The organism is Sorangium sp. So ce362 (genome assembly GCF_051519845.1).
Lineage (GTDB): Bacteria > Myxococcota_A > Polyangia > Polyangiales > Polyangiaceae > Sorangium.
The window spans coordinates 9,880,498-9,904,396 of record NZ_CP150332.1; the positions used below are offsets into that span (position 1 = coordinate 9,880,498).

The 23,899-nt window shown below is 72.6% G+C and carries 12 protein-coding genes; 6 read left to right on the forward strand and 6 right to left on the reverse strand.

Features of this window, described 5'->3' with window-relative positions:
• Positions 1 to 128: 128 nt before the first annotated feature.
• Positions 129 to 4,085, reverse strand: coding sequence for an nSTAND1 domain-containing NTPase (locus WMF17_RS38060; RefSeq protein WP_437645894.1), 3,957 nt, complete (start codon positions 4,083 to 4,085; stop codon positions 129 to 131).
• A gap of 342 nt (positions 4,086 to 4,427) precedes the next feature.
• Between WMF17_RS38060 and WMF17_RS38065 the strand changes: the two genes are divergently transcribed.
• From WMF17_RS38065 to WMF17_RS38090, 6 genes are read left to right on the forward strand one after another with little or no spacing between them, the layout of a single operon-like run.
• Complete coding sequence (locus WMF17_RS38065; protein ID WP_437598295.1) at positions 4,428 to 6,626, forward strand: type VI secretion system Vgr family protein; 2,199 nt, start codon at positions 4,428 to 4,430, stop codon at positions 6,624 to 6,626.
• A complete protein-coding gene (locus tag WMF17_RS38070; RefSeq protein WP_437645896.1) occupies positions 6,623 to 8,779 on the forward strand; it encodes a type VI secretion system Vgr family protein in 2,157 nt (718 codons plus the stop codon). The genes WMF17_RS38065 and WMF17_RS38070 overlap by 4 nt, the downstream gene beginning before the upstream one ends.
• Entirely contained in the window at positions 8,772 to 9,266 is a 495-nt protein-coding gene (locus WMF17_RS38075; protein ID WP_437598297.1) for a hypothetical protein, read from the forward strand. The genes WMF17_RS38070 and WMF17_RS38075 overlap by 8 nt, the downstream gene beginning before the upstream one ends.
• Positions 9,263 to 11,803, forward strand: a complete 2,541-nt coding sequence (locus tag WMF17_RS38080; protein WP_437645898.1) for a type VI secretion system Vgr family protein — start codon at positions 9,263 to 9,265, stop codon at positions 11,801 to 11,803. Before WMF17_RS38075 ends, WMF17_RS38080 begins: the two co-directional genes overlap by 4 nt.
• Complete coding sequence (locus WMF17_RS38085; protein ID WP_437645900.1) at positions 11,800 to 14,247, forward strand: hypothetical protein; 2,448 nt, start codon at positions 11,800 to 11,802, stop codon at positions 14,245 to 14,247. The genes WMF17_RS38080 and WMF17_RS38085 overlap by 4 nt, the downstream gene beginning before the upstream one ends.
• Before the next feature lie 33 nt (positions 14,248 to 14,280).
• Positions 14,281 to 18,342, forward strand: coding sequence for a DUF6531 domain-containing protein (locus tag WMF17_RS38090; protein WP_437598300.1), 4,062 nt, complete (start codon positions 14,281 to 14,283; stop codon positions 18,340 to 18,342).
• Positions 18,343 to 18,353: 11 nt separating this feature from the next.
• Here WMF17_RS38090 and WMF17_RS38095 read toward each other — a convergent pair whose 3' ends face one another.
• The 5 genes from WMF17_RS38095 to WMF17_RS38115 form a co-directional block, all read right to left on the reverse strand.
• Positions 18,354 to 19,349: a hypothetical protein gene (locus WMF17_RS38095; RefSeq protein ID WP_437598301.1), complete on the reverse strand. Its 996-nt coding sequence runs from the start codon at positions 19,347 to 19,349 to the stop codon at positions 18,354 to 18,356.
• Between the two features lie 49 nt (positions 19,350 to 19,398).
• Entirely contained in the window at positions 19,399 to 20,595 is a 1,197-nt protein-coding gene (locus WMF17_RS38100) for a hypothetical protein (RefSeq protein WP_437645902.1), read from the reverse strand.
• Positions 20,588 to 21,577, reverse strand: coding sequence for a DUF2169 family type VI secretion system accessory protein (locus tag WMF17_RS38105; RefSeq protein WP_437645904.1), 990 nt, complete (start codon positions 21,575 to 21,577; stop codon positions 20,588 to 20,590). The genes WMF17_RS38100 and WMF17_RS38105 overlap by 8 nt, the downstream gene beginning before the upstream one ends.
• Before the next feature lie 262 nt (positions 21,578 to 21,839).
• Positions 21,840 to 23,171 (reverse strand): monooxygenase, encoded by a 1,332-nt coding sequence (locus WMF17_RS38110; protein ID WP_437645906.1) that lies wholly within the window; start codon positions 23,169 to 23,171, stop codon positions 21,840 to 21,842.
• 19 nt (positions 23,172 to 23,190) lie between these two features.
• Entirely contained in the window at positions 23,191 to 23,898 is a 708-nt protein-coding gene (locus WMF17_RS38115) for a potassium channel family protein (RefSeq protein ID WP_437598306.1), read from the reverse strand.
• Position 23,899: the final 1 nt, after the last annotated feature.

Consider the following 23,899-nt stretch of genomic DNA (forward strand, 5'->3'; position numbering starts at 1 on the left):
CCCAAGGCTGACGCTGAAGCCATGACGCCCGCGCATCGACGATCTCCCTCCCGGCTGTCGGGCTCCGGTCGCGCGAGTCACGCGGCCTGAGGCGGCGCTGCACGGGCGCCGCAGATCCTCGTCACCCTTTACGGAGGAGGAGGAAAGGAGGCACAGATGCGGAGCCCGATCACCGGATCGAGGAAGGTGCCGTCAACGACGGTCCGATTGTCACTGCGGACCGATGTTTGATCGTAGAGGTAAGCCCCGCCGCGCAAAAGAACTTTGTCGGCCTCTATCGACGAAATGGCCCACTCGAGGACGTTCCCCGCCATGTCGTCGACCCCGAAGGGGCTACGTGAGGCAGGGTGCGAGCCCACCTCATCTGGACCCATCGTGGAGCTCTCCTTGCCATAGGTCTCATCGAAGTTGGCGTCGCCGGGAGAGAGCGTGTCCCCGTGTGGGAAGATGCGGCTGTCGGCGCCGCGCGCCGCGCGCTCCCACTCGTGGTCGGTGCACAGCCGAGCTCCACGGACGCGGCCTGTCGTATGGAGCCACGCGGCATACTCGGTGGCCTGCGCGAAGGAGATGCCCGTGACCGGGAAACGAAGCCAGTCCTGCTGCGCCCGGACCGACCGCGAGGGGTAGACGAGCGGCTCGCCGGCGTGCGCCGTGTACGCCTGCACCGTGGGTTGAATCGTGAGCTGCCATACGCCGCTAGGCAAACGGCGCAGCCCGAGGGCGCCTGTCATGGCGCCGTTGCCCGCCTGGATGGAAGACGGCCCGCGGGACTCCCTCGGGAGCGCCTGGATGTAGTCGAGCCACTCCTGAAAGGTCGTCTCGTGCCGCGCGATGAGGTACGCGCCCGTGCTGATCTCGTGGAGGGGAACGGTGGAGAGGAACGCCCACCGGTACATGTCGTCCAGGGCGGCGCCGAAGAGGAACCGTCCAGGCGGGATGTAGATGAAGCCGGAAGGGACGTCCCCGGCGGGCGGCAGCGGGATGGAGAGGCGCAGGGACTCTCCGCGGCGGACCAGGAACGGATAGCGCACGATGGTGCGGTTCCGCGCCTCGCAGGTGAGCAGGTAAGAGCCCTGCGCGAGCGCGATGCCCGAGAGCGGCGCCGTCCCGACGATCCGCTGGCCGACCAGCTGCCGGCGCCCCTCCGCGTCGCTCTCGTACCGCTCCAGCATGAGCTCCGCGCCGGGGGGATCGGTCTCGATGGCGACCTCGGCGGGCGCGTTCCATCGCGCTCGGCGCTCGCCGTCAGGATCGTACGTGATCATGCGCTGGAGCAGCTCCTCGCGCAGCGAGGGGTGGCCCCTGCTGTCCGCGGCGAGCGCGCGCTCGTAGAGCACGTCGCCGAGCAGGTCGCGCGCGTCGCTGCGGGCGCCGTCGAGCGTGAGCACCGCCTCCAGCTTCTGGCTCGCCTGCAGGTGGAGCCGCTCGGACTCGGCGGCGCGCCGGCGCGCGCGCTCCCAGAGCGCCTCCCCCTCGTCGCGGCGCCGGCCGTCGAACGCCGCGAGCGCCTCGGCGCGGAGCGCCTCGGCCGCGGCGCCCTCGCGCGCCGCGGCGGCCGAGGTGGCCGCGGCCTCGTCGATCTTCCTGTCCGCCCGCGCGGCGATGTGGCGCGCCGCCCTGAGCTCCAGCGCGCCGTAGAGCAGCGCGGCGACGAGCGGGACGCCCACGGCGAGGGCCCACCGGGCCGCGCGCTGCGCCAGGACGGCGCCCCGCGACGCCCGCAGGAACGCCGCCTCGCGCGGCGGCAGATCGCCCGGGTCGAGGCCCTTCGCCTCCTTCAGCTGGCGCGCGCTGAACAGCGCGTCGCGGCGCCGGCCGAGCCGCTCCCACTCGGCGGCGGAGGCGTCGAGGCGCTGGCGCGTGGCGCGCTGCTCGCGCTGCTCCTCGAGCCAGTGGCGCAGCGTCCCCCAGCCGTGGATCAGCGCCTCGTGGGCGATCTCGTAGACCGTCCCCTGCTCGCCCTCGCGGGCGAACAGGAGGCGCCCCTGCACGAGCGCGTCGAGCGCGGCGCGCGCGGCCTCGTCGCCGCACCGCTCCGCGAGCTCGGCCTCGGCGCGCCGCGCCCGCGTGCCCTGCGGCGTGATGAGCTCGCCGAGCAGCCGCCGCGCGGCCGCGTGGACCGCGGGCGGCATGCGGCCGAGCACGCGATCGGCGTGGCGGGCGAGCGCGCCCTCGACGCCGCCGATCTGCGCGAGATCCGCGCTGCTGAGCGGCGCGTCGGGCGCGGCGCGGGCGTCCCACAGCTCGGCGAGCGCGAACTGGAGGAGCGGCAGCCCGCCCTCGGCGCGCGCGGTCGACTCGACGAGCGCGTCGACGACCGCGTCGGACTCGAACGCGACGCCCTTGGCCCGCGCCGGCCCTGTGATGGCCTCGCGCAGCTTGTCCGCCGACATCGGGCGGAGCAGGTAGAGCGCGCGCTCGATCTCGTCGCCCAGGCCCGAGATGCCGGCGACGCGCGCGAGGAAGTCGCCGCGCACCGTGGCGAGCAGGCGCAGGGAGGGCGAGCGCGCCGCGAAGGCGCTGAGGACCTCGCCGACGAGCGCCGCCTCGCCGGGGCTGCTGAGCGTCGCGAGCTCCTCCAGCTGGTCGATGAACAGCACGAGCCCGCCGCGCTCGCCGAGGCGCGCGCGGAGGTCGCGGGCGAGCGAGCCCGGCGCCGCGCGCACCGCCTCGGCGATGCGCTCGGCGGGCGCGCCGAGGACGGGCTCGAGCGCGGCGGTCAGCGCGGCGAGCGGGTGGCGGCCGGGCACCATCATGGCCGCCTGGAAGGCGCGCCCGCCGCCGAGGGCGCCCTCGAGCACGAGCGAGAGCACGCCGGCCCGGCAGAGCGAGGACTTGCCCGAGCCCGAGTCGCCGGCCACGACGATCATGGGCTCGGAGCGCAGCCGGTCGAGGATCGTCCCCGTCTCGGAGCTGCGCCCGTAGAACACCGCGCGGTGCTCGACGTCGAAGACGAGCAGCCCGCGGTAGGGGTTGCCCTCCGGCGCGATCGAGGCGTGCCGGCTCCGCGCGAGCAGCTGCTCCAGCGCGTCGCGCAGCTCGTCCCCCGAGGCGAAGCGGGCGGCGGGGTCGATCTCGAGGCACCGCTCGATGACCGCCGCGAGCCGCGCGTCGACGCCCGGCGCGAGGGCGGCGAGGGGCCGGGGCCGCTCGCTATGGACGACGTACGAGAGCTCGTTCATCGGCACGTCGTCGTGCGGCGGGACGCCGGCGCAGAGCTCGAAGAGCAGCGCGCCGAGCGAGTACACGTCGGAGCGGCGCGTCGCCAGCTCGCCGCGCCACAGCTCGGGCGGCAGGTAGTGCGGCGTGCCGCCGTCGACGCTCGTCGTCGCGTCGAGCAGCCGCGACGCCATCTCGGCCGCCTCGCGGATCTCGCTGTCGAGCGGCTCGTCGCCGTGCGCGAGCGCCGGCTCGCCGTCGCCCGGAGCCTGCAGCGGGGCCGCGCCGCCGCGGAGCGCGGGCCCCTGCGCCGCCGGCTCGAGGAGCTTGGCGAGGCCGAAGTCGAGGAGCTTCGCCTCGCCGTCCTGGGTGAGCACCGCGTTGGCCGGCTTGATGTCGAGGTGCAGCACCCCCCGGCGGTGGGCGGCCGCGAGGCCCCGCGCGAGCCCCGCCCCGAGATCGAGCACGCGCTGCCAGGGCATCGGCACGGCGACGCGGTCGAGGCTCTGGCCGCGGACGAACTCCGAGACGATGAACAGCTGTCCCCGGAGCTCGCCCACGCGGTAGACGGCGACGACGTTCGGGTGCTGGATGCGCGCGGCCGCGCGCGCCTCGGCGAGCAGCCGCGCGCGCACCTCGGCGTCGGCCGTCTCGGCGCGGATGAGCTTCACCGCGACCATCCGGTCGAGCAGCGTGTCGTGCGCGAGGTAGACGTCGCCCATGCCGCCGCTGCCGAGCTTCTGGACGAGCCGGTACTCCTCGAAGCGGCTCGGCAGGCTGAAGCTCGACGGGCTCAAGCTCGACGGGCTCAAGCTCGACGGGCTCAAGCTCGACGGCGGCGACGCGTCGGCCGCCCGCGGCAGCGTCTCCGCCCCGACGGGGCGCCGAACGGCCTGCGAGAGGGTTTCAGCTGTCTTCTCTTTCACGGTGACACGCCTCGCCCCCGGTGTCGGAGGAATATACCCCGGCCGTGCGTTCCCGAAGGAGCTCACGGCCTGTGTCGACGCGCGAGGTGGCCGTGCTTGCTGGTGCCGCGCGCGTTGACGGCCTCGCTGCCCGATCGAGTCAGGCTGCAAGATCGCCGTCTCCGTGCTCTCTCCCCTCGATCAGCTAGCCAGCGGATGTGCACATCTGCTCTGTTGCACACACTGCCCCCGGCGGTGTCGGATGCCCAGGAGCGCTCTGAAGATGGCAGCGAATTCACGTAGATCTCGGGGAGATGACGGCGGGATCCCTCGCGAAGGCCGGTCGCTCCGGACCAGGAGACCATGAACGACATCGACGTCCGGCTCGTCTGCGAGCCGCTCGGAGAGTGCGTTGTGCTGGAGTTGAGTGGACGGGAGGCGATGGCAACCCTCTCGTCCTGGGAAGCGCGCGTCGCCGTCCCCGACGAGGTGGATCTCGCCGCGCTGCTCCGCGCCCCGGCCACGCTCGCGATCGTCGATCCGGCCGAGGGCTCGGAGCGGCTCGTCCGCCTCCTCGTCATCGAGGCGGGCTACGATCTCCGGCGCGGACGCGAGCGGGTCTGCTCGCTCCGCCTCTCGGATCCCCCGTGGCTCCTCACGCTGCGCGGCGGCTACCGGGTCTTCCTCGAGAAGACCACCGAGCAGATCGTGACCGAGGTGCTGACGGGCGCGGGCATCCCAGCGGCGGCGATCGAGCCCCGGCTCGCGGGCGCGTATCCGGCGCGGCTCCAGTGCGTCCAGTACGCCGAGGCGGAGTGGACGTTCATCGAGCGGCTGCTCGCCGACGAGGGGATCTCGTACTGGTTCGAGACCACGCCCGAGGGCGAGCACCGCATCGTCCTCGGCGACGGCGCGGGCTCGCACGACGGGCTCGAGGGCGGGGCAGCGCTCCCCTGCGCGGGGACCCCGGGGGTGAAGCTCGGGGCGCGTGCCCTCTCCTCGCTCGAGTGGGAGGAGCGAGCCGTGACCGATCGGGTGACCGTGCGGGACTTCGACGTGCGGCACCCGGACGTCTACATCGACGGTCACGCCGGCGAGGGCGAGCTCGCGTGGCTCGAGTACCCGGCCGGCGTCCCCACGTCCGAGGCCGCGAGGGCGCGGGCCGAGCGGCGGCTGGAGCAGCTCCAGCGGGACAAGGTCATCGTCACCGGGGAGAGCGACTGCGCGCGCCTCAAGCCGGGGCGCCTCGTGGAGATCGCGGGCGTGGACTTCTTCGAGCAACGGATGCTCGTCACCGAGCTCTCGCACCGCTATGCGCGGCCGAGCCGGGACGGTGGCCGGGCCGTGCCCTACGGCAATCGAGTCACGCTCAGGCCCACGAGGGCCGCTGACGGGGCCGATCACCCGCCCTTCCGGCCCGCGTTCCGCCCAGGGCCCGCGGTGGAGCACATCGAGAGCGCGGTGATCACCGGCCCAGCCGGCGAGGAGATCCACGTCGATGATCTCGGCCGGATCAAGCTGCGCTTCCTCTGGGATCGCTCCGGGATCGCAGACGACCGCTCGTCGCACTGGACCCGCTGTCTCCAGTACCCGCTCGGCGCCTCGATGTCCCTCCCTCGCGTCGGCTGGGAGGTCCACGTCGCCTACCTCGACGGCTCGCCCGATCGTCCCTTCGTCCTCGGTCGCGTCTACAACGCGACCGCCGTCGCGCCGCTCCCGCTCCCCGCGGCGTCGGCGACGACGTCGTTCCAGTCCTGGACCACGCCGAAGAGCGGCAAGACCCAGGGGATCACGATGGTCGACGACGCAGGCGCGGAGGCGCTCTCCCTCCACGCCTCGAGGGACCTCTCGGTCAAGGTCGGTGGCCCGGAGACGACCCGGATCGATGGCGACGAGGAGCACCTCGTCGGCCTCTCGCTCACCAGCAACGTGCTCGGCAGCCACACCGCGAGCATCGGGGCGACGCAGCGCATCGACGTGGGGCAGGAGATGCTCCTCTCCGTCGAGGGGTCGAGCTCCGAGCTCATCGGCGGCGCGGAGCTGATCAACGTCACCGGCAACCGTGCCGTGCTGGCCGACGGGTCGTGCGTCGAGGTGGTCGGCGGCGGCTACGCGCTGCTCTGCAATCAATCCAACGTCAGCGTCAGCGGCGCCTGCACCCGGGTGGTGCTCGGGACGAAGTCGATCGCGAGCGGCCTCGGTGTCTCGGAGTCGGTCGCGGCGGCGCGCACCTACGTCTGTCGCGGCTCCAGGACGATCACCTGCGGCGGCTACGCCGAGTCGATCCACGGCGGCAAGCGGAGCGAGGCGGGCGCCGTGAACGAGCGGGCCGCGGGGGACGTCGGCGTCAAGGCGTCGAGCGGCACGATCGCGGCCGGGAACGTCTCGATCCGCGCGGGCGGGAAGGTCTCGATCTGCGCGCCGGTGGTGACGATCGAGGCCAGCGGCAGCGTCGTGGCGGGCACGATGACGCTGGGCGGCGGCAAGCTCAAGACGACCGGCGGCATCACCCATGTGGACGGCGGCACGACCAGGCGACCCAGCGGAAAGGCGGGCAGTTGAGCGAGCAAAGCATCCTTCTGGAGATCCCCGGCGTGAACGCCGAGCTCCGCGTCCACGCGTGCGAGGTGGAAGAGCGCGTCGGCGCCCCGACGGCGGCCCACGCGCGTTGCGCGGTCTTCGTCGACGGAGAGCCCGCCGAGCTCGCCGCGCTCGATCCGATCGGCCGCGCCGCGACGCTCGCGCTGCGCTTCCACGGCGTCGAGCGGCGCTTCGCGCTCGCGGTGGAGGCCGTCGAGGAGCGCGACGCCCACGCGCGCGTGACCCTCGCCTCGCCGGTGGCCCGGCTCGATAACACACGCGACTACCGGGTCTTCGTCGACGAGAGCGCCACCGAGATCGCGGCGAGCGTCCTCGGGGAGCACGGCGTCCGCCTCGACCTTCGCGCGCGCCGCACGGCGGCGAAGCGGCCCCACTGCGCGCAGGTATTCGAGAGCGATCTCGCCTTCTGCGCCCGCCTCCTCGCCGAGGAGGGGATGAGCTGGTTCCCCGCCGAGGACGATCCCGCGCTCCTCCACGTCGCCGACGCGCCCGAGACCTTCCTCGACACCGGGGTGGCGATCCCGTGGCGTGCCGAGGGGGGCTTCGAGCTCGGACGAGCGCTGCACGCGGCGCGGATCCGGAGGCGGGTGACGGTCGAGAAGGTCGCGCTCAAGACGTACGATTTCGCGCGGCCGATGCTCGATCTGAGCGGCGCCTCGGGCGACGGCGCGCTCGAGTGGTACGAGTACCCTGGCGGCTTCGGCGATCCGGACGCGGGCCGCGATCTCGCCGCGATTCGCCTCGCCGAGCGTCAGGCCGGGGCGACCGTGCTCGAGGGGGAGGCCACCGAGCCGGAGCTCCGCGCCGGCGCGATATTCGAGGTGAAAAGCCCGCCCGAGGAGCTCGGCGACGCGCGCTGGCTCGTGCTCGCCATCGTGCACGAAGCGAGAACGACGGGCGGTCCGGAGGAGCTCACCTACCGTGCCACCTTCGAGGCGGTCCCGGCACGCCAGGGCTTCCGCCCGGCGCGCCTGTCTCCCGGTCCTCGCGGCGGCGCCGGCACCGCGGTGGTCACCGGCCCGCCGGGCAAGGAGATCGCCCTCGACGAGCACGGTCGCAGCCGGGTCCTCCTCCGCTGGGATCGTCGCCACAGCCCTGAAGACCGGAGCTCCGGCTTCGCCCGCGTGACCCAGCCCCCGCTCTCGGGCGCGATGCTCAACCCGCGGGTCGGCTGGGAGGAGCTCGTCGGCTTCGGCGATCGGGGCGGGGAGGTCCCGGTGATCCTCGGCCGGGTGTACAACGCCGTCCAGGCGCCGCCCGCCGCGCTGCCCGCGAAGAAGGTGGAGACCCGCTTCGGCACGCTGGCCACGCCCGGGGGTTCGGGCGGCAGCGGTGTCCGGATCAGCGACGCGGCCGGGGACGAGCGGCTCGGGCTCGATACGTCGGGCGACTACGAGGAGCAGACAGGGAACGACAAGCGGACCGAGATCGTCGGGCAAGCCGCGCGCGCGGTCGGCGGCGCCCGGGTGGTCGACGTCAAGGAGCGGAGGGTCGAGAAGGTCGCCGGCGAGCAGTCGATCGAGGTGGGCGGCGTCCGCAGGGTGACCGTCGACTCGAACTACGGGCTGAAGGCGGCCTCCGAGACGATCACCGTGGGCGCTGCCCGCGTCATCCGCGCCGGCGGCGACTACATCACCGCGACGCCGAGCTTCGTCCGGATGGTGGGCGGCGCCAAGCAGGAGGTCGGCATCGAGCACCAGAGCGTCTTCGCCAGCGGCGCGTCGACGCTGCTCGTCGGCGGCTCGATGAGCGCCACCGCCGGCCCGTCGGAGTCGGTGGGCGTGGCCGGCGCCGCGATCATCAAGGTCTCCGGGGCGCAGACCATCAACACCGGGTCCTACAGCCTCACCGTGCGGGGGCTCTATGCCGAGAGCTTCGGCTCGCGCAGCGTCACCGCGGGGGGCAACGTGGCGGAGAGCTTCGGCAGGGTCACGTACACGTCGCGGGGCGCCGCCGACGTCACCGGCTCCGAGGTCGCGATCGAGGCGGCCGCGAAGCTCACGATCAAGGCGCAGGGGGTGACGATCACCATGACCCCCGGATCCATCACCATCTCGGGCAAGCTCGAGGGCCCGACGTCGAGCGTGGAGGAAGGGGTTCATCATTATGGCTAGGTCGCGCACGGTCCAGCAGTCGGTCGCTCGCCCCGCGCGGGGCAAGGCGGAGCCCCTCGGCCCTGGGCTCCACCCGGGCGTCGTGGAGATGGCCACGGCGCGCGAAGGCGAGGCGCGCCCCGCGTTCCAGGTGCGAACGAGCGACGGCCGCCGGCGCCTCGCGACGCTCGCCGCCGGCGTCTCGCCCGCGTTCATCGAGGAGTGCACGCGCGAGGGCCGCACCGTGGTGCTCGCGGACGCGCACGGCGGCGTCGCCATCCTGGGCGCGCTCCAGACCGCCTCGGCGCCGGCGCCGGACGCTCACGGGACGCTCGCGCTCGATGCCCGCCACATCCGGCTCCGCGCCAGGGAGACGCTGGAGCTCGAGGTGCCCGGATCCAGCCTACGGATCGAGCCCGGCGGCGCGGTGCGGATCGAGGGTGACCGGCTCGTGCTCGACATGGCGGCGCTCGTGCGGATCTTCTCGGCGCGGGTGGAGCTGCCGTGAGCGGCGTCGCGCTGACGATCGAGGGCGCTCCGGGCCTCCTGCCCACCCGCATCCGCGGGGTGGAGCGGCTCGGTGAGGCCTCGACCTTCGAGATCGACCTCCAGGGCCCGAGGGACGCGCTCGTCTCTCCCGGAAGCGTGCTCCGCAAGGCGGGGCGCCTCGTCCTCGACGCTCCGGCGGGGAGCCGGACCGTCCTCGGCGTCGTCACCCGCTTCGTCGTGGTGGCGAGCGACCACGAGCACCTCCGGGCCTACCGGCTGACGCTCGCATCACGCTTCGCCCTGCTCGCGCTCACCCGGAGGGCGCGCGCGTTCCAGGAGCTCACGGCGCCGGAGATCGTCGAGCAGATCGTGCGCCAGGGCGGCTACAAGGCCGTGCGCAAGGACCTCCGCGCGTCGTACGCGCAGCGCCGTTACGTGGTGCAGTACCAGGAGAGCGACGCGGCCTTCATCCGGCGCGTCTGCGAGGATCACGGGCTGTACTTCCGCTTCGAGGCGGACGGCGACGACGAGGTCTTCGTCCTCGAGGACGACTCCGCCGGCGCCGGGGCCCCCTACCCGGACGGCATCTCGCTCGTCGCCCGCAGCCCCCTGGACGAGCCGCGGCCCGTCGCGGTGGACACGGCGCGGCGCCTCCGGCGCGCGGCCGGCAAGGTCATCCTCCGCGACCATGGCCCCGATCAGCCGCGGCTCTCGCTCGAGGGCAAGGCCTCCGGCGGGCTCGAGGCGGAGCAGGACGTCGAGGTCTACGAGGCGCCCGGCAGCTTCGCTTCTCCGGCCGAGGGCGAGGCGCGGGCGAAGATCCGGCTCGAGTCGCTGCGCGCCGAGGCCGCACGCCTCTCGTTCGACACCAACGCGCTCGCGCTCTCGCCCGGCGCTCGCTGCCGCCTGGTCGAGGCGCCGGACCACCACGGCCTCGTCCAGGCCGCGGGCGAGCACGTGGTGACCAGCGTCGAGCTCCGCTGGGAGGCCGTCGAGGCGGTCTTCCGCGCCGGGGTCGGGGCGATCCCTGCGCGTGTGCCGTTCCGCCTGCCGAAGATCACGCCGAGGCCGCGCATCGCCGGGGTGCAGTCGGCCTGGGTCACCGGGGAGCGCGGACAGGAGATCCACCCCGACGCGCTCGGCCGCGTCCACCTCCGCTTCCACTGGGATCTGCACGGCGAGGCCGATCAGCGGAGCAGCCTCCCGGTGCGGGTGATCCAGCCGCAGCTCCCGGGTCCGATGATCGTGCCGCGCGTGGGCTGGGAGGTCTTCGTGATGTTCGAGGACGGCGATCCCGATCGTCCCGTCGTCCTCGGCCGCTCGTACAACGAGAAGCAGCGGCCGCCGCTGGCGCTGCCCGCGAACAAGACGGTGACGTCGATCGCGACCGACAGCTCGCCCGGCGCGGGGGCGCGGACGGCGATCCAGATGGACGACGCCGCCGGCCGCGAGCACGTCCTCGTCAACGCGCCCTTCGCCATGGAGACGAGGGTCCAGGGTGACCACAAGGCGCAGGCGCTGAAGAACGAGGACCTCCAGGTCGGCGCCGCGCTGAAGGCCGAGGTCGGCGGCGACGAGTCGATCTCGGTGCGCCTCGGGTACATCGGCGGCTACGGCTCCCGCAGCGTCAAGGTGGGCGCGGCGCAGCACCAGAGCTCGGGCGGCAACTTCGTGAGCGAGGTCGGCGCCGAGACGGACCTCGTGGCCGGGATGCTGGTGGAGCAGGTCGGCGACCCCGTGAAGGGCGCCGCGAGCCTCGCGACATCCGCCCTGCTCTCGAAGGTGAGCGCGCGGGGGGTCGCCGGGCAGATCGCGGCGTCCACGATCGGCGCGTCCCGCGCCGCCTACGAGGCCTACCAGGCGAAGGGCGCGGAGGGCGCGCTCGCGGCGGTCAAGGACAGCGCGCTGGGCAGCGCGATGTCGCTCCTGCCCGGGGGCGAGTCGATCATGGCGGCGGTGCGGGGCTCGTCCAGGCCGATGCCCTGGGATCACGGCCGCCCCGCGCAGGGCGAGGCGGCGCCGGGCGGAGGGGCCGCGGGCGCGGGCGGCGCAGGCGGCGGCCCCGCGGGCCCCGGCCCCGGGCACCGCAGCGTCGTGGCGGGCGCGTCGTACACCGAGGCGGTCAGCGCCCTCTATGCGGTGACCACGCCCGGCCCCGTCTCGTGGGTCACGGCCGGCCCGGCGACGACCCTCATCAACGGGAGCCACACGAGCAGCGCCGCGAGCGCTGGCGTGCAGGTGGGCGGCGGCCTCGGCGAGTGGCTCGGCTCGCTGAACATCAGCAGCCGGGCGGCCATCGCTCGGAGCGTCGCGGGGGTCATGACCTCGGACGTGAAGGGCGCGCTGCGCGTCGGCGCCGGCGGCTCCTTCACGCTCACCGCGAAGAGCGCGCTCACGCTCGAGGTGAACGGGAGCCTGCGGCTCGGCGGCAGCCCGATCACCTTCACGTGCGGCGCCTCCGAGATCTCGGCGACGCCGGCGGGCGTCACGATCAAGTCCCCCTCCATCACCATCACCGGGAGCTCGAAGCAGTCGGGCTCCCTCACGCACCGATGAGCCTCTCCGTCCTCGGCCTCGGCCTGATCTCGCCCGCCGGCGCCTCGGCGCGAGATCACGTCTTCTTCCCGCGCGCCGGGGCGCCGCCGCCCCCGCCATCGCCCTTCGTCGGCCCCGACGGGCGCCGGATCGCCGCGCGCTACTGCCCGTGGATGAGGCCCTCCCAGGCCGACGCGGGCCGCCTCCTCGCGCTCGCCCGGGGCGCCGCTGCGGAGGCCCTCGCCGCGCTTCCCGAGGACGCCGCGGCGGCGGTCCCGCGCTTCCTCGTGACCCCGGCGCCCCGCCCGGACCTGCCCGAGGAGGCGCTCTCCGAGATGGCCCGTGCCTTCTCGCCGTCGGCGCGGCGCTTCACCGGGGCGGCCGGCGCCTTCGCCGCGCTCGCGCAGGTCGCGGAGCTCCTCGCGAGCCGCGCGATCGACGCCGCGCTCCTCGTCGGCGTCGACGCCTTCGCCGGCCTCGACGCGCTCGCCGAGCGGCAGCGGCGGCCCCCGAGCCCGTGGCTGCTCACGCCCCCGCCGCCCTCCGAGGGCGCGGGCGCGCTCCTCGTGGCGTCCGCCGAGCAGGCCTCGCGCTGGCGTGCCGCGCGCCTCGGCGAGATCGTCGCTAGCCGGCACGCGCCGGGACGCGCGACCGACGAGGACGACGATCCTGTCGACGCGGCGGCGATGACCGCGCTGCTCCGGAGCTTGCCGGCCGCGGGGCCGATCCAGGCTGTCTTCGGGCAGGGTCGCGTCGACGCGCTCCGGTGCCGCGAGTGGCAGTTCACCACGGCGCGGTGCTCCGAGCGGTTCTCGGCCAGCTACTTCGATCGCTGCCTCGAGGTGGAGGTCGGCGAGCTCGGCGCCGCCGCCGGCGTGATGAGCCTCGCCTGCGCCTTCGCGGCGTTCCGCCACGGCACGACGCCGCCCGATGCGGGCAGGTCCTTCGTGGCCTGGGCCATCTCCCGCGACGGCACCCGCGGGATCGCCCTCGGCGCCGCGCCTCGCGCGGGAGCGAGCCAGGTCGCGGCCGGATCAGCGGCGTCCCTTCCGGTGCTCACGCCGCTCTCGGGCGCGGTGATCGCGCGGCGTGTGGACCGAGAGCCCTTCGTGCCTCCGCCGGTCGACGCGGAAGCGACGGAGGACGAGGCGTGGATCGACGAGGACGTCGCGGGGACGCCGGCGACCGTGGGCGCCGCGAATGACATTGCGCCGCCGCTCCCGGCGCTGCCGCGCGAGGGCGTCCTCGCGCCGCCGGTGCGGCTCGATGCGGAGCGGGTGATCGAGCTCACGTTGCCCGGATTCTACGCCTCGGTCGTGGACCACTGCGCGGAGCTCGCCGCCGCGCTCGCCCGCGACCGCCTCGAAGGCCGGCGCGCCTGGCTCCCGGAGACGGAGGCGCGGTTGCTGCGCCGGATCGACGCGATCGTCGCCGCGGGCCCCCGCGCGCTGATCGAGGTGGCCGCCTTCTGGGAGCGCTGGCTCGACGATCCCTGGAAGTCCTTCGCGAGCGCGCTCGCGCTGGCCGCCTTCGCGGGTGACGACGCCCTCGCGGCGATCCACCGCGCGGCGCACCTCCTCCCGCCCGACGCCGAGGACCATGTGCTCGCCGTCGCCGAGGCCCTCGCGCTCGTCGATCGCCCCGGCCTTGCCGGCCTCGCGCGCGCGCTCTCCGCGTCGGCGCACCCGATCGCGCGCGCCATCGGCGTGACCCTGCGCTCGCTGCGCGGCGAGCTGCCCGTCGACGCGCTCCCCGCCGTGCTCGCCGAGGATCACGACGCGGTGGTGCGCGCCGGGATCTGGGCCTGCGAGCGCCTGCCCGGAGCGCAGCGCGCCCGTTTTTCGGAGCGCCTCCGGGAGCGCTCTCGCGCGGCCTCCCCGGCGGTGGCCTGGTCGGCCGCGCGGGTGCTCGTGATCGGCGGCGAGACGGACCTTCTCCGCGACGAGGCCCTGTGCGCGCGCCTCGGTCCGCTCGCCGCGGAGCTCTTCGCGCTCGCCGGAGAGCCGGCCGACTGGACCCGGCTCGAGGCGCTGCTCGGCCGCCATCGCCCGACACGCGCGGCGCTCGCCGCGGTGGCGCGCTTCGGCTGCGCTGCGAGCGCCGCCTGGATCCTCCAGCGCCTCGACGACGAGGCGCTCGCCGACGACGCCGCGGAGGCGCTGCGCACCCTCTTCGGGTCGCTCGTTCCAGAGGCGCAGGAGCTGGAGGCTGGCGCCTGGCGGGATGCGATCGCGGCGCGACGCCTCGATCCGAAGGCGCGCTATCGCCGGGGACGTGCGTTCTCGACCGCGGTGGTGGTGGAGGAGTGCGCCTCGGGCGAGCTCTCGCGCCTCGCCGTCGAGGCGCGCATCGACGAGCTGCGCGCACGCCTGCGCCTGCCGGAGCCGGTCGACCTGAGCGGCTTCTGGGCGCGCGCCGAGGCGAACCTCGTGACCTTCCTGAACCTGGCGCGGAGTCGAAGCTGAGCACCGGGGCCGACCCGGAGACGAGAGATCACCGTGGCGACGATCAACTACAAATACATCGCGACGACGCGGAGCAATCACTTCTGCGCCGCCTTGGTGCCGGGTTTGAGCCATGCGCCGCCAGTACCGCCAACAGGGCCGGTACCGGCCCCTTTCCCGTACGTTGCGCGCTCGGCGACCGCGACGAACACCGGTGAGCGGGTCGAGATCGGCGGCGCGCCGGTGCTCTTGCAAAACAGCGCGCTGGATATCGACAAGCCGGGGAACATCCCCTGCCAGTCCACCGGCGGCGATGTGGTGACGACAGCCGTGAACGGGGGGTGCAATGTATACACCTCGTCGATAGCGGTAATATCCAGCGACCGTGGGCTCATCTGCACCGGCGACAACGTATGGCTCAACATCAAAGGCCTGAAAGCAAACATCGCCCAGGTCAGCGGGGTGCTCCTGGCGGCGGACATCATCCGGGCCACCACGGCCGACAACACCACCGTCAACATGACGGTCGTGCTCGATCCGATCTCCGTCGCGTCCGGCGCCATGGTCGATGAGACCGTGGATCTCTCGATCCCAGGCCTCATTCCGATCGATTGGAAGCGACTTTATAGCTCCGCGCGCGCCCGCGAGCACACGCCGCTCGGGCGCGGCGGCTGGACCCATGCGTACCACCAGTGGACCGAGATCCACGGCGACGCGTTGCACCTCCGGGACGCGGACGGCGCGACCATCACCGTGCACAACACGAGGCCGCGCGAGCCAGCCTTCCACCGCGGCAAGCGCCTCGTGATCACCCGCGATGCCCGCGGCGGCGCCACCGTCTTCTCGCTCGACACGCGCCTCACCCGCACGTTTCGTCCCACCAGCGGCGGCCGCGCGTTCCTCCGCGAGATCTCCAACGAATCCGGGCACAAGGTCGTCCTCGAGTACGAAGCGGAGCGGCTCGCACGGATCGTCGACACCGCCCATCGCACGGTCGCCCTCACCCACGACGGAGACGGCCACATCGTGCGCCTCGAGGTTTTCCCTCCGGGCGGCGAGAAGCGCGCTCCAATCCACGCCGTCTCGTTCGCGTACAGCGACGGCGGCCAGCTCGTGGGGGTGACCGATCCGCTCGGCAACGCCGAAACGTACGGCTACGACGAGCAACGCCGCCTCAATCGCAAGACGCTGCCGACCGGCCTCTCGTTCCACTATCTCTACGACCCCGAGTCCGGCCGTTGCGTCCGTGCCTGGGGGGACGGCGATCTCCACGCCGGCGACCTCATGTACGATCCCGGACAGGGAATCACGCATCTCACCGGCAACCCCGAGCCCCGCGTCTTCACGTGGCGGCCCGAGGACGGTTCGGTGGTACGCGAGGCCTCGACCGACGGCCTCTTCGTGCGCGATCTCGAGTTCGACGCCGACGGCCTTCTCCTCAAGGCGAAGAACGCGGCGGGGGACACCATGACCTTCACCCGCGACATGCAGGGCAACCTCACGCGCGTCACCGATTCCCTCGGCCCGCTGGTCGAGATCGAGTACGTGGACAATCTCCAGGTGCGGCGCCGCGCCGGCGGCCTGGTCACCGAGTTCGGCTATGACCACCAGAGCCGACTCACCTCGGTGAAATATGCGTCCGGCGCCTTCCTCACGCTGACGTACGACGAGCATGGGCGCCTCGCCACGGTGCACGGGCCGGACGGGCTCCGCGGCGGCTTCGTCTACGATGAGCAGCACAACGTCATCGAGGAGCGCACGCCCCGCGGTGGGGTGCGCCGCTGGCGCCACGACGCGCTCGGGCGGCCGGTGGTCTACGTCGATCCTCTCGGCCGGATGACGCGCCGCGAGCTCGACGCCCTCGGCCAGCCGGTCGCGCTCCATCTGCCCAATGGGAGCTCGCTGCGCTTCGAGCACGACGCCCTTGGACGCCTTACCCGCCGCACCGATGCGCTCGGACGCGTCCAGACGTTCCGCTACGCCGGCCTGAAATCCCCGGTCGAGGTGACCCAGCCCGACGGCGGACTCTGGTCCCTGTCATTCGATCTCAACGAGCGTCTCCAGCAGGTGAAGAACCCGAAGGGTGAGACGTTCGATTTCCGCTATGACCGCGCCGGCAACCTCCGCGAGTACCGCTCGTACGATGGCCGCATTTCCCGCGCCCGGCACGGCAAGAACGGCCGTCTGGCGCGGGTGGAGAACGCCGATGGTTCCTTCCGCGCGCTCCGCCACGACGGGGCGGGAAGGATCCTCACCGAGGAGACGCCGCACGGAGCCGTCAAGGTCGAGACGCCCGACGACCTCACAGTCGAGTACATCTTCGAGGATCCAGCCGGGGAGGTCCGCCTGCGCGTCGAGCGCGATCCGCTCGGCCGCGTGGTGGCCGAGGCGCAGAACGGCCGGACGATCCGCTACGAGTACGACGCGCAGAACCGCTGCATCGCGCGCCATCTCCCGACAGGGCACGTCACCCGTTATGTTTACGATGAAGAGGGCAACGTCTCGTCGCTCGATCACGACGGCCACCGCGTGGAGATCCAACGCGATCTCGCCGGCTCGGTGGTCCGCAAGGTCTTCGCGAGCGCGGGCGTGGAAGCGCGGCGCGAGGTCGACCCGATGGCGCGCCCCACCCGTGACTGGGTCGGCACTGCCGAGCGCACGATCGTGGATCGCCTCTACGCCTACGATGCCTCCGGCGCGCTCGTCGAGCGCAACGACCTGCGCTGGGGCATCGCGCGCTACCGCTACGATCGGCTCGGAATGCTGCTCGAGGCGAGCTCTTTGAGGAAGCGTGAGTCCTTCGCGTACGACGCGGGAGGCTCGCTGAAGCCCGCGGGCTCGGCCTGGGAGATAGGGCCCGGCGGGTTCTTGCTCCGCACCGAGCAGGCCGCATATGGCTACGACGCCGCGAATCGACGCACCCGCGAGACGCGGTCCGACGGCGAGACGGAGTACCTCTGGGACTGCCGCGGCCAGCTCCGCGAGGTCCGACGCCCAGACGGCACCCGCGTGCTCTTCGCGTACGACGCATTCAGCCGCCGGATCAGAAAGGAGATCGTCCCGCCCGCCGACCCGAGCACGCTCGTCTCGGCAGAGGCGCCGAAGCCCCGCGTCGTCGAGTACCTGTGGGACGGCCTCTGCCTCGCCGCCGAGATCGACTCCGAGCGCGGCACACGCGTCTTCGTGCACGAGCCCGGGACGATGAGCCCACTCCTCCAGCAGGAGGGCGCCGTGACGTACGCGGTGATCACAGACCACATCGGCACCCCAACCGAGCTCATCGGTCCGGAGGGTGAGGTCGCGTGGTCAGCGCGTCACTCTGCGTTCGGCATCATCGTCGAGGCCGCGCGGCCCGAGGGTGGCCCGCTCGTGGCGTCCCCCTTCCGGCTGCTCGGGCAGTACCACGACGAGGAGACGGAGCTCTGCTACGTCCGTTACCGCTACTTCGATCCGAAGACGGCGCGCTTCTTGAGCCCGGATCCGCTCGAGCTATTCGGCAGCCGCAACCTGTTCGCATTCGATGGCAGCCCCACCACCCATGCGGACCCGCTGGGCCTCTCCTGTCTGATCATCGGCAACCCGCTGCACGACGCTGCCGTCCGCTATGGCATTCTGCACATGGAGCCGAACCCGCAAAATTATCGCGTCATGATCCACGGCGAGCCCGGCCACGTCGGGTCGTCGGACGTGAACGGAATGGACACCAGGCATACGCCAGCTCAGCTCGTGCAAATGATCCACGCTGCTGGGAACTATAACGGCGCGCAGCTCATCACCCTCAATTCGTGCAACACCGGCCGCATGGAGAACGGCGTGGTCCAGCAGGTCTCCGCCGCCTTTCCTAACCGCGACGTCCGCGGCCCGAACGATCTCGTCTGGGGGGTCGGCCAGTACATCGCACCTCCCGTGGGGGTAGCCAACAGCGTGACCTGGGCGCCGACTCCTGATGAGTTGAGCAACAGCAAACCCGATCAAACGCGCCTCGGCCAGTGGAATTATTTCAGAGACGGCAAACCGCACGCGGCCAGCCAGAACGTGTACGACCAGCACACGGGGCTGACCAGGACGCAGCCCATCAACGTGCCGCCGCTGAAAGATCCACTCCCCTTTCGGTGATCCGTTCCCGGTCAGCTGCGTGCGTGGTAAAGGATGACATCATTCTTGTGACCGATGCCAAAGTCGAGGGCGAGCCAGAGCTCTCCCTCCTCGCCGGCGACGAAGGTGTAATCGGATGGAAAGCACCGGTTCGGATACAAAAAAATGGGAATTGGCTCCCACGCATCTCCTCGCACCAGCCGGCAAATGGAGAACGAAGACAAGCGGTGAAATGAGATCATGAGAAGCTCGCCCGATGGCGTGACTCTCACGTCGAGCTGCTCCCATTTGTTTTTTGTCGGAAATGGCGGAAGCGGCTGCCATCTCCCCTCGACACGGTAAGCGCGGAAGGGCTCCCCGGATTTCAGTTCACCTTCTGCGATCAGGTCATAGGGCGCGTGACCGATGCTCAGCGAGATGCTTGACTCATCCAGCTCGGGTGGCCATGCAAACCTCTCCCCTTCGCATTCTCCTCGCGGGAATATCCACCACCCAGGCTCCAGAGTCGGGGATCCTTGCACCTTCGCGATGACGTCGCCGGATTTCGACACTTTGTGGAAGGGCATATGCGTCGAGTTCAGGAGCCCCTGGACGAGCACGGGAGGGAGAGGCCTGTCCGATCCATCCACCCATCTGTTCGTGCCGTCGGCGCCCCCGGCGAGCACCCCGTCCGCCCACCCATGGACCGACGAGATCCCCGGCTGCTCGACCCATTGGCCGCGCTCCGCATCCCAGCGTGCTACCCCTTGCCGTGGATAAGGCGAGGTTCCCGAGAACGCCCATCCCACCTCGGCGACAGTCCAGGCGCAGTCGGGCCACCGGCCCTCCAGAGTGGCGATATCCCTTGGGACCATGGGCGACGGAAACATCCCCTGGGCATCTGGTGCGCCCACCGCCTCCGTCCTCCGCTGATCCTGGAGCAGCCCTCCCTGGGCCCGCGCGATGTAAGCCCCCGTGGAGGCGATGACCGCTCCCTGGAGCCGATGCAGCCGGATGCGCTGCTGCGATGTTGCGATGGCCGTGAACATACCGTGCTCCACTCCTTCTCCTCCCTCGCCCCCTCGCCCCCTCGCCCCCTCACCGCTTCCCGCGGACCCGCTCGCCCGCCGCGACCAGCTCCCGCATCCACTCCATCCGCAGCGCCGGCTCCGCCGCGAACCTCGCCTGCCACGCCGCGTCCTCGACGCGTTTCGCCTCGCGGGTGAGCCCGTGCCGCGCGATGATCTCCGTCGCGGTCGCGGGGCTCGCCGCGATCTCCGCGAGCATCGCAGCGTAGTCCTCCAGCGAGAGCCGCGGCACGGAAGCAGCCGCTGAGCGCGCAGCGCCGCCCGGCGACGGGGCGAACGGGAGCGACGGCTTCACGCCCTCGAACATCACAGGCGCCGTCCCGGTGACCGGCGGCTTCGAGGCCCCAGCGCCCCCCGGCGGCGCCGCCGCGGCCGGCAGCCGGGAGCGCTGCGCAACCTCCTCGCCCGCGCGCGAGGAGAAAGGCAGCGCCGGCTCGCTCGGCGTCGAGAACATCGGCGCCGTCTCGGTGATCTCCCTCGGCGGGATCACCGGCGCAGGCTGCACCGGCAGCGGCTCGAACCGCACGATGGGCGCGGACAACACCACCACCGGCGCGCTCCCCGGCTTGACGAAAGGCAGGATCAGCTTCGGAAGATCCGCCAGATCCGCCGTCTCCCCCGGCACGCCCACCACCGCCGCCGGTCCCTTCTTCGCGGGCGCCGCCGCGCCGCCGCGAGGCCCCCGCGCCGGCGCCTCCAGCACCGGCGGCTCCGGCCGGACCTCCGGCACCGGACCGGGCGCCGCGGCGAGGATCGCCGTCGCCTCGCCGCGCACGCCGTCGTCGGCCATGATTCGCGCCTGCCAGAAGCCGAGCAGGCGGAAGACGTCGCCCTCGCCCAGCCCACGCGCTCCGAGGAACCCGAGCGGATCCCCCGACGCGGTGAAGGCGCGGAAGAAATCGAGCCAGGCGCCAAGCTCCTCATCGAGCGGAGGCACCTTGCGCTTCACGTGCGCCTGCGCCGCGACGCGGTGCTCGTCGCAGGTCGCCATCAGCGCCCCGTCCCCCATCGCGCTCTCGGCGAGACGCGCGGACCACGCCTCCTCCACCGCCGGCCACACCCCGGCCGGGATGGCGGCGTGGGCCAGGCTCTCGTCCAGCGAAACGCCCTCGGCGGTGTACGCCAGCACGGCCGCATAGGCCGAGAGCGGCACGCCCGCGACCTCGGGGTCCGACGGCTCCGCCCGCTCGCCGCCCGCCTCACACATCGCCGCGCACCACCACCTCGCGCAGCACCCGCCGGCCCCGGCCGATCGGGAAGACGGCGCGCGCCACGAGGTCCACCCGCCGCGCCTCGGGCTGGATGAGCACCGTGTCGATCGACGGCCGCGCGACCACGCGCTCCCCGGTGTCGTAGCGCGCGCTCACCGCCACCGGGAGCGCCGGGAGCGCGAACACGAGCGGATCGAGCGACATACCGTGGATGCCCACCGGATCGCCCGGCGCGAGGTGCTCCTCGAACTGGAGCGACGGGTGGGCGACATTGCCGAAGCGAAGGTCCTGGTCGGCGGGCGGGATCGGCATCCGGGTCGCCTTCCACCGCTCGTCGAACGTGCCGGCGTACTCGAGGCGCGGGGACCAGTGCATCATGATCGCGCCGAAGCCCACCGGCGGGTGGCGATCCAGGGCCGAGGTGTGAGGCCGCTCCGGGTGCTCGATCTGCGGGGCGAGCCGATCCACGAGATCCGCCGCGCTCTTCGCCGCGCCGACGCCCGCCGGGTTCCGGAGGTCGACCACCGAGAGGTCCTCCGACATGCCGCCATAGGCCCGCTCATAGACGATCGGCATCCGCTCGAAGGGCGCCGCCGGCCCGATCGCGACGCCAAAGGCGCCCTTGAAGAAGACGCGTACTCCGTGGACGCGCAGCGGCGTCAGCCGGTCCCGGACCTTCACCGCGACGTCGAGCACCCGCACCTTCTCCGGGGCGATCGCGTCGCCGATCACCACGACGTCCGTGCCGAGCTTGGCCACCCCGAGATCCGACGGGACGCGGAGGCTGCTCCGGGGGCTCTCGGGATCCCAGGGCTCGTCGACGATGCGGACCGGGGCCGGATCGTCGGCGGGCCTCGAGCTCCCGCTCCGACCGAGCACGAAGGTGCCCTTGATGATGGCGACAAGGACGTCGTTCCCGTCGCGGTCGATGAGCGGCACGGGCTGGACGGTGAAGGGGGATTGGTTGGCGATGCTCACGGAGAGGGCCCGATGGATGCTCGTGTATACAGCATGTGCAGGTCGCAACGCCCTCCGTCGAGAACGCGACACGAGAGCTCCCGACGCGCGGGGTGATGGTCAGATTGGACCATGAAGGGTCGTCGAGGAGCGACGCTGACGCGCGGACGAGCAGGATCTCGCCGGCAGCCTTCGCGCACGAGCAGGATCTCGCCGGCGGCCCGCGGCATCGCGACGCTTGCGTCATGGCGAGCGGTCGCGTCAGAGGCGCAGCGGCCGGAGGTCAGCGCTCCGTCATGTAGAAGGTGCTGAGACACATCTCGTCGTTCGTGCCCTCTCCCCACACGACATCGCCGGGGACCCGCGGCTTTCCGTCGATGATCGGCTGGTTCTCGGGCGTGTTGTCCCAGTGGCACTCGAGCGACAGCCTGTCGCCCGGATTGAGCACCTTGGGCTGGGCGAGCTTGTAGCTCCCTTGCCAGTGGAAATCCCAGCGCGGGATGTCGAGCACGCACTCCGAGCTGCCGTCGGCGCGCTCGATCTCGAGGCGCGCGCGCGTGCCGAGCGTGTGCATGTGGAGGCCCGCGACGTGGAGCTCGATCGGCGCGTCGCCCGCGAGCGCCCGGGTGGGCTGCGCCCCCCAGCGGTGCACGACGTCGCCCTCGAAGGCGGGGATCGTCATGGCGTCGCCGACGAGCCAGGCCGGGTTCGTCCACGGCTGCGTGGAGCCCTCCCGCTCGACCGAGCTCTCGAGCATCACATCGATCGCGGAGCGATCCGGCAGCTTGCCCGCCGCCAGCGTGTTGTAGTGGACCTGCACGACCAGCCGGGAGCCTGGCTCGACCCGGGTGCCCGTCCCCGGGGGGAAGGTCATGCTCCCGCCGCCGGGCACCCAGCCGCCGAGCCAGCGCGGCCTGATCCCCGGGCCCCCGAAGCAGGGATAGCCCGGGCCCGGGTCGGACGCGTCGAGGGCCTCGACGTCGGCGACCAGCTCCGGCGCCGCGATGTAGGCGATGACGTGGTGGACGATGCGCTCCTCGCCGGGCCTGACCCCGAAGCCGGTGACGTAGCGCGCGCTCTCCTCCGGCCAGTCGATCACGAAGCAGCGGTAATCGTCGGGCCCCGCCTGCGGGGTGTACTCGACCGGCATCTCGAGCGTCAGGTCCACCCGCGCGAGCTCGTTGCTCGCCGGCGGATCGAGCGGCGCGCCCTCCTCCGCCGGGTCGCCCAGGGCCGCGCCGCCGTCGACCCAGGCGGCGATGGTCTGGATCTGCTGCTCGGACAGGGAGCGATCGCCCACGTACTCGGCGCACGCGCTGTCGGCCGGCCAGGGGGGCATGGTGCGCTCGACGACGGCCTGCTGGATGAGCGGCGCCCAGGGCACCGCCGCCTCGGGCCCCTCGAGCGAGAACGGCGCGATGCCGCTGCCGCTGTGGCACCCCGCGCACCTCGCGTCGAAGATGGGCTTGACGTCCCGGTAGTACGAGACCGCGGCCTGGACGCCGCCGCCCGCCGCCCCCCCGGCGTCGTCGTCGCCGCCGCACCCGGCGACGACGACGGCCAGCGCCACGCCCACCCATGCCGATGCGCCCATATAGCCTGCCCACCTCATCATAGGAACACCTGCCCTCGCCTCAGCGACGCTCGTGAACCCCGCCGTTCGTCGCCGGCTCGCGCCGGAGGAAGAACGCGATGACCTCGGCGAGCTCGTCGCGCGCGGCCACGAGGAGCACCGTGGCGCCCCCCGCGACGATGGAGGAGCCGCGCGGCGCCTCGACGCGGCCGTCGGGGCGGTAGACGCCGGCGAAGACGCACGACGCGGGGAAGCCGGCGCTGCCCGCGATGACGCTCACGGAGCGGCCGGCGACCATCGAGTCGACGGGGATGTCGAGCTCGAACGCCACCGACTCGCCGGCGCCGAGCACCATCGCGTGGCGGACGCCCGGGTGCTCGATGGCGGTGGCCATCGCGCCGATGAAGACGTCGATCTCGGAGAGGATCCGGTGGACGCCCGCGCTGACGTAGACGCTCCGGTAGTCGGAGTCGCGCATGCGCACCATCACGCGCTTGGCGCCCGCGGCCTGGGCGAGGAGCGCGACGGCGAGGTTGTCGGCGTCGCGGCGGAGCATGGCCACGACCACGTCGGCGCGCCCCACCTCCGCCTCCTTGAGGAGCCCGGCGTCGGTCGCGTCCCCCACGAGCGAGACGAGGCCGTGGCGCTCGAAGGCGCTGTTGGCGATCGACTCGTCGCGATCGATGATGGTCACCTCGTGGCCCGTCTTCGCGAGGTGGACCGCGACGCTCAGCCCTGCGCGCCCGGCGCCCGCGATGAAAACGCGCATG

Coding starts and splice junctions, on each gene's coding strand:
- WMF17_RS38095 (WP_437598301.1), bottom strand. CDS start 19,349: ATGTTCACGGCCATCGCAACATCGCAGCAGCGCATCCGGCTGCATCGG.
- WMF17_RS38110 (WP_437645906.1), bottom strand. CDS start 23,171: ATGATGAGGTGGGCAGGCTATATGGGCGCATCGGCATGGGTGGGCGTG.
- WMF17_RS38085 (WP_437645900.1), top strand. CDS start 11,800: ATGAGCCTCTCCGTCCTCGGCCTCGGCCTGATCTCGCCCGCCGGCGCC.
- WMF17_RS38100 (WP_437645902.1), bottom strand. CDS start 20,595: ATGTGTGAGGCGGGCGGCGAGCGGGCGGAGCCGTCGGACCCCGAGGTC.
- WMF17_RS38065 (WP_437598295.1), top strand. CDS start 4,428: ATGAACGACATCGACGTCCGGCTCGTCTGCGAGCCGCTCGGAGAGTGC.
- WMF17_RS38115 (WP_437598306.1), bottom strand. CDS start 23,898: ATGCGCGTTTTCATCGCGGGCGCCGGGCGCGCAGGGCTGAGCGTCGCG.
- WMF17_RS38075 (WP_437598297.1), top strand. CDS start 8,772: ATGGCTAGGTCGCGCACGGTCCAGCAGTCGGTCGCTCGCCCCGCGCGG.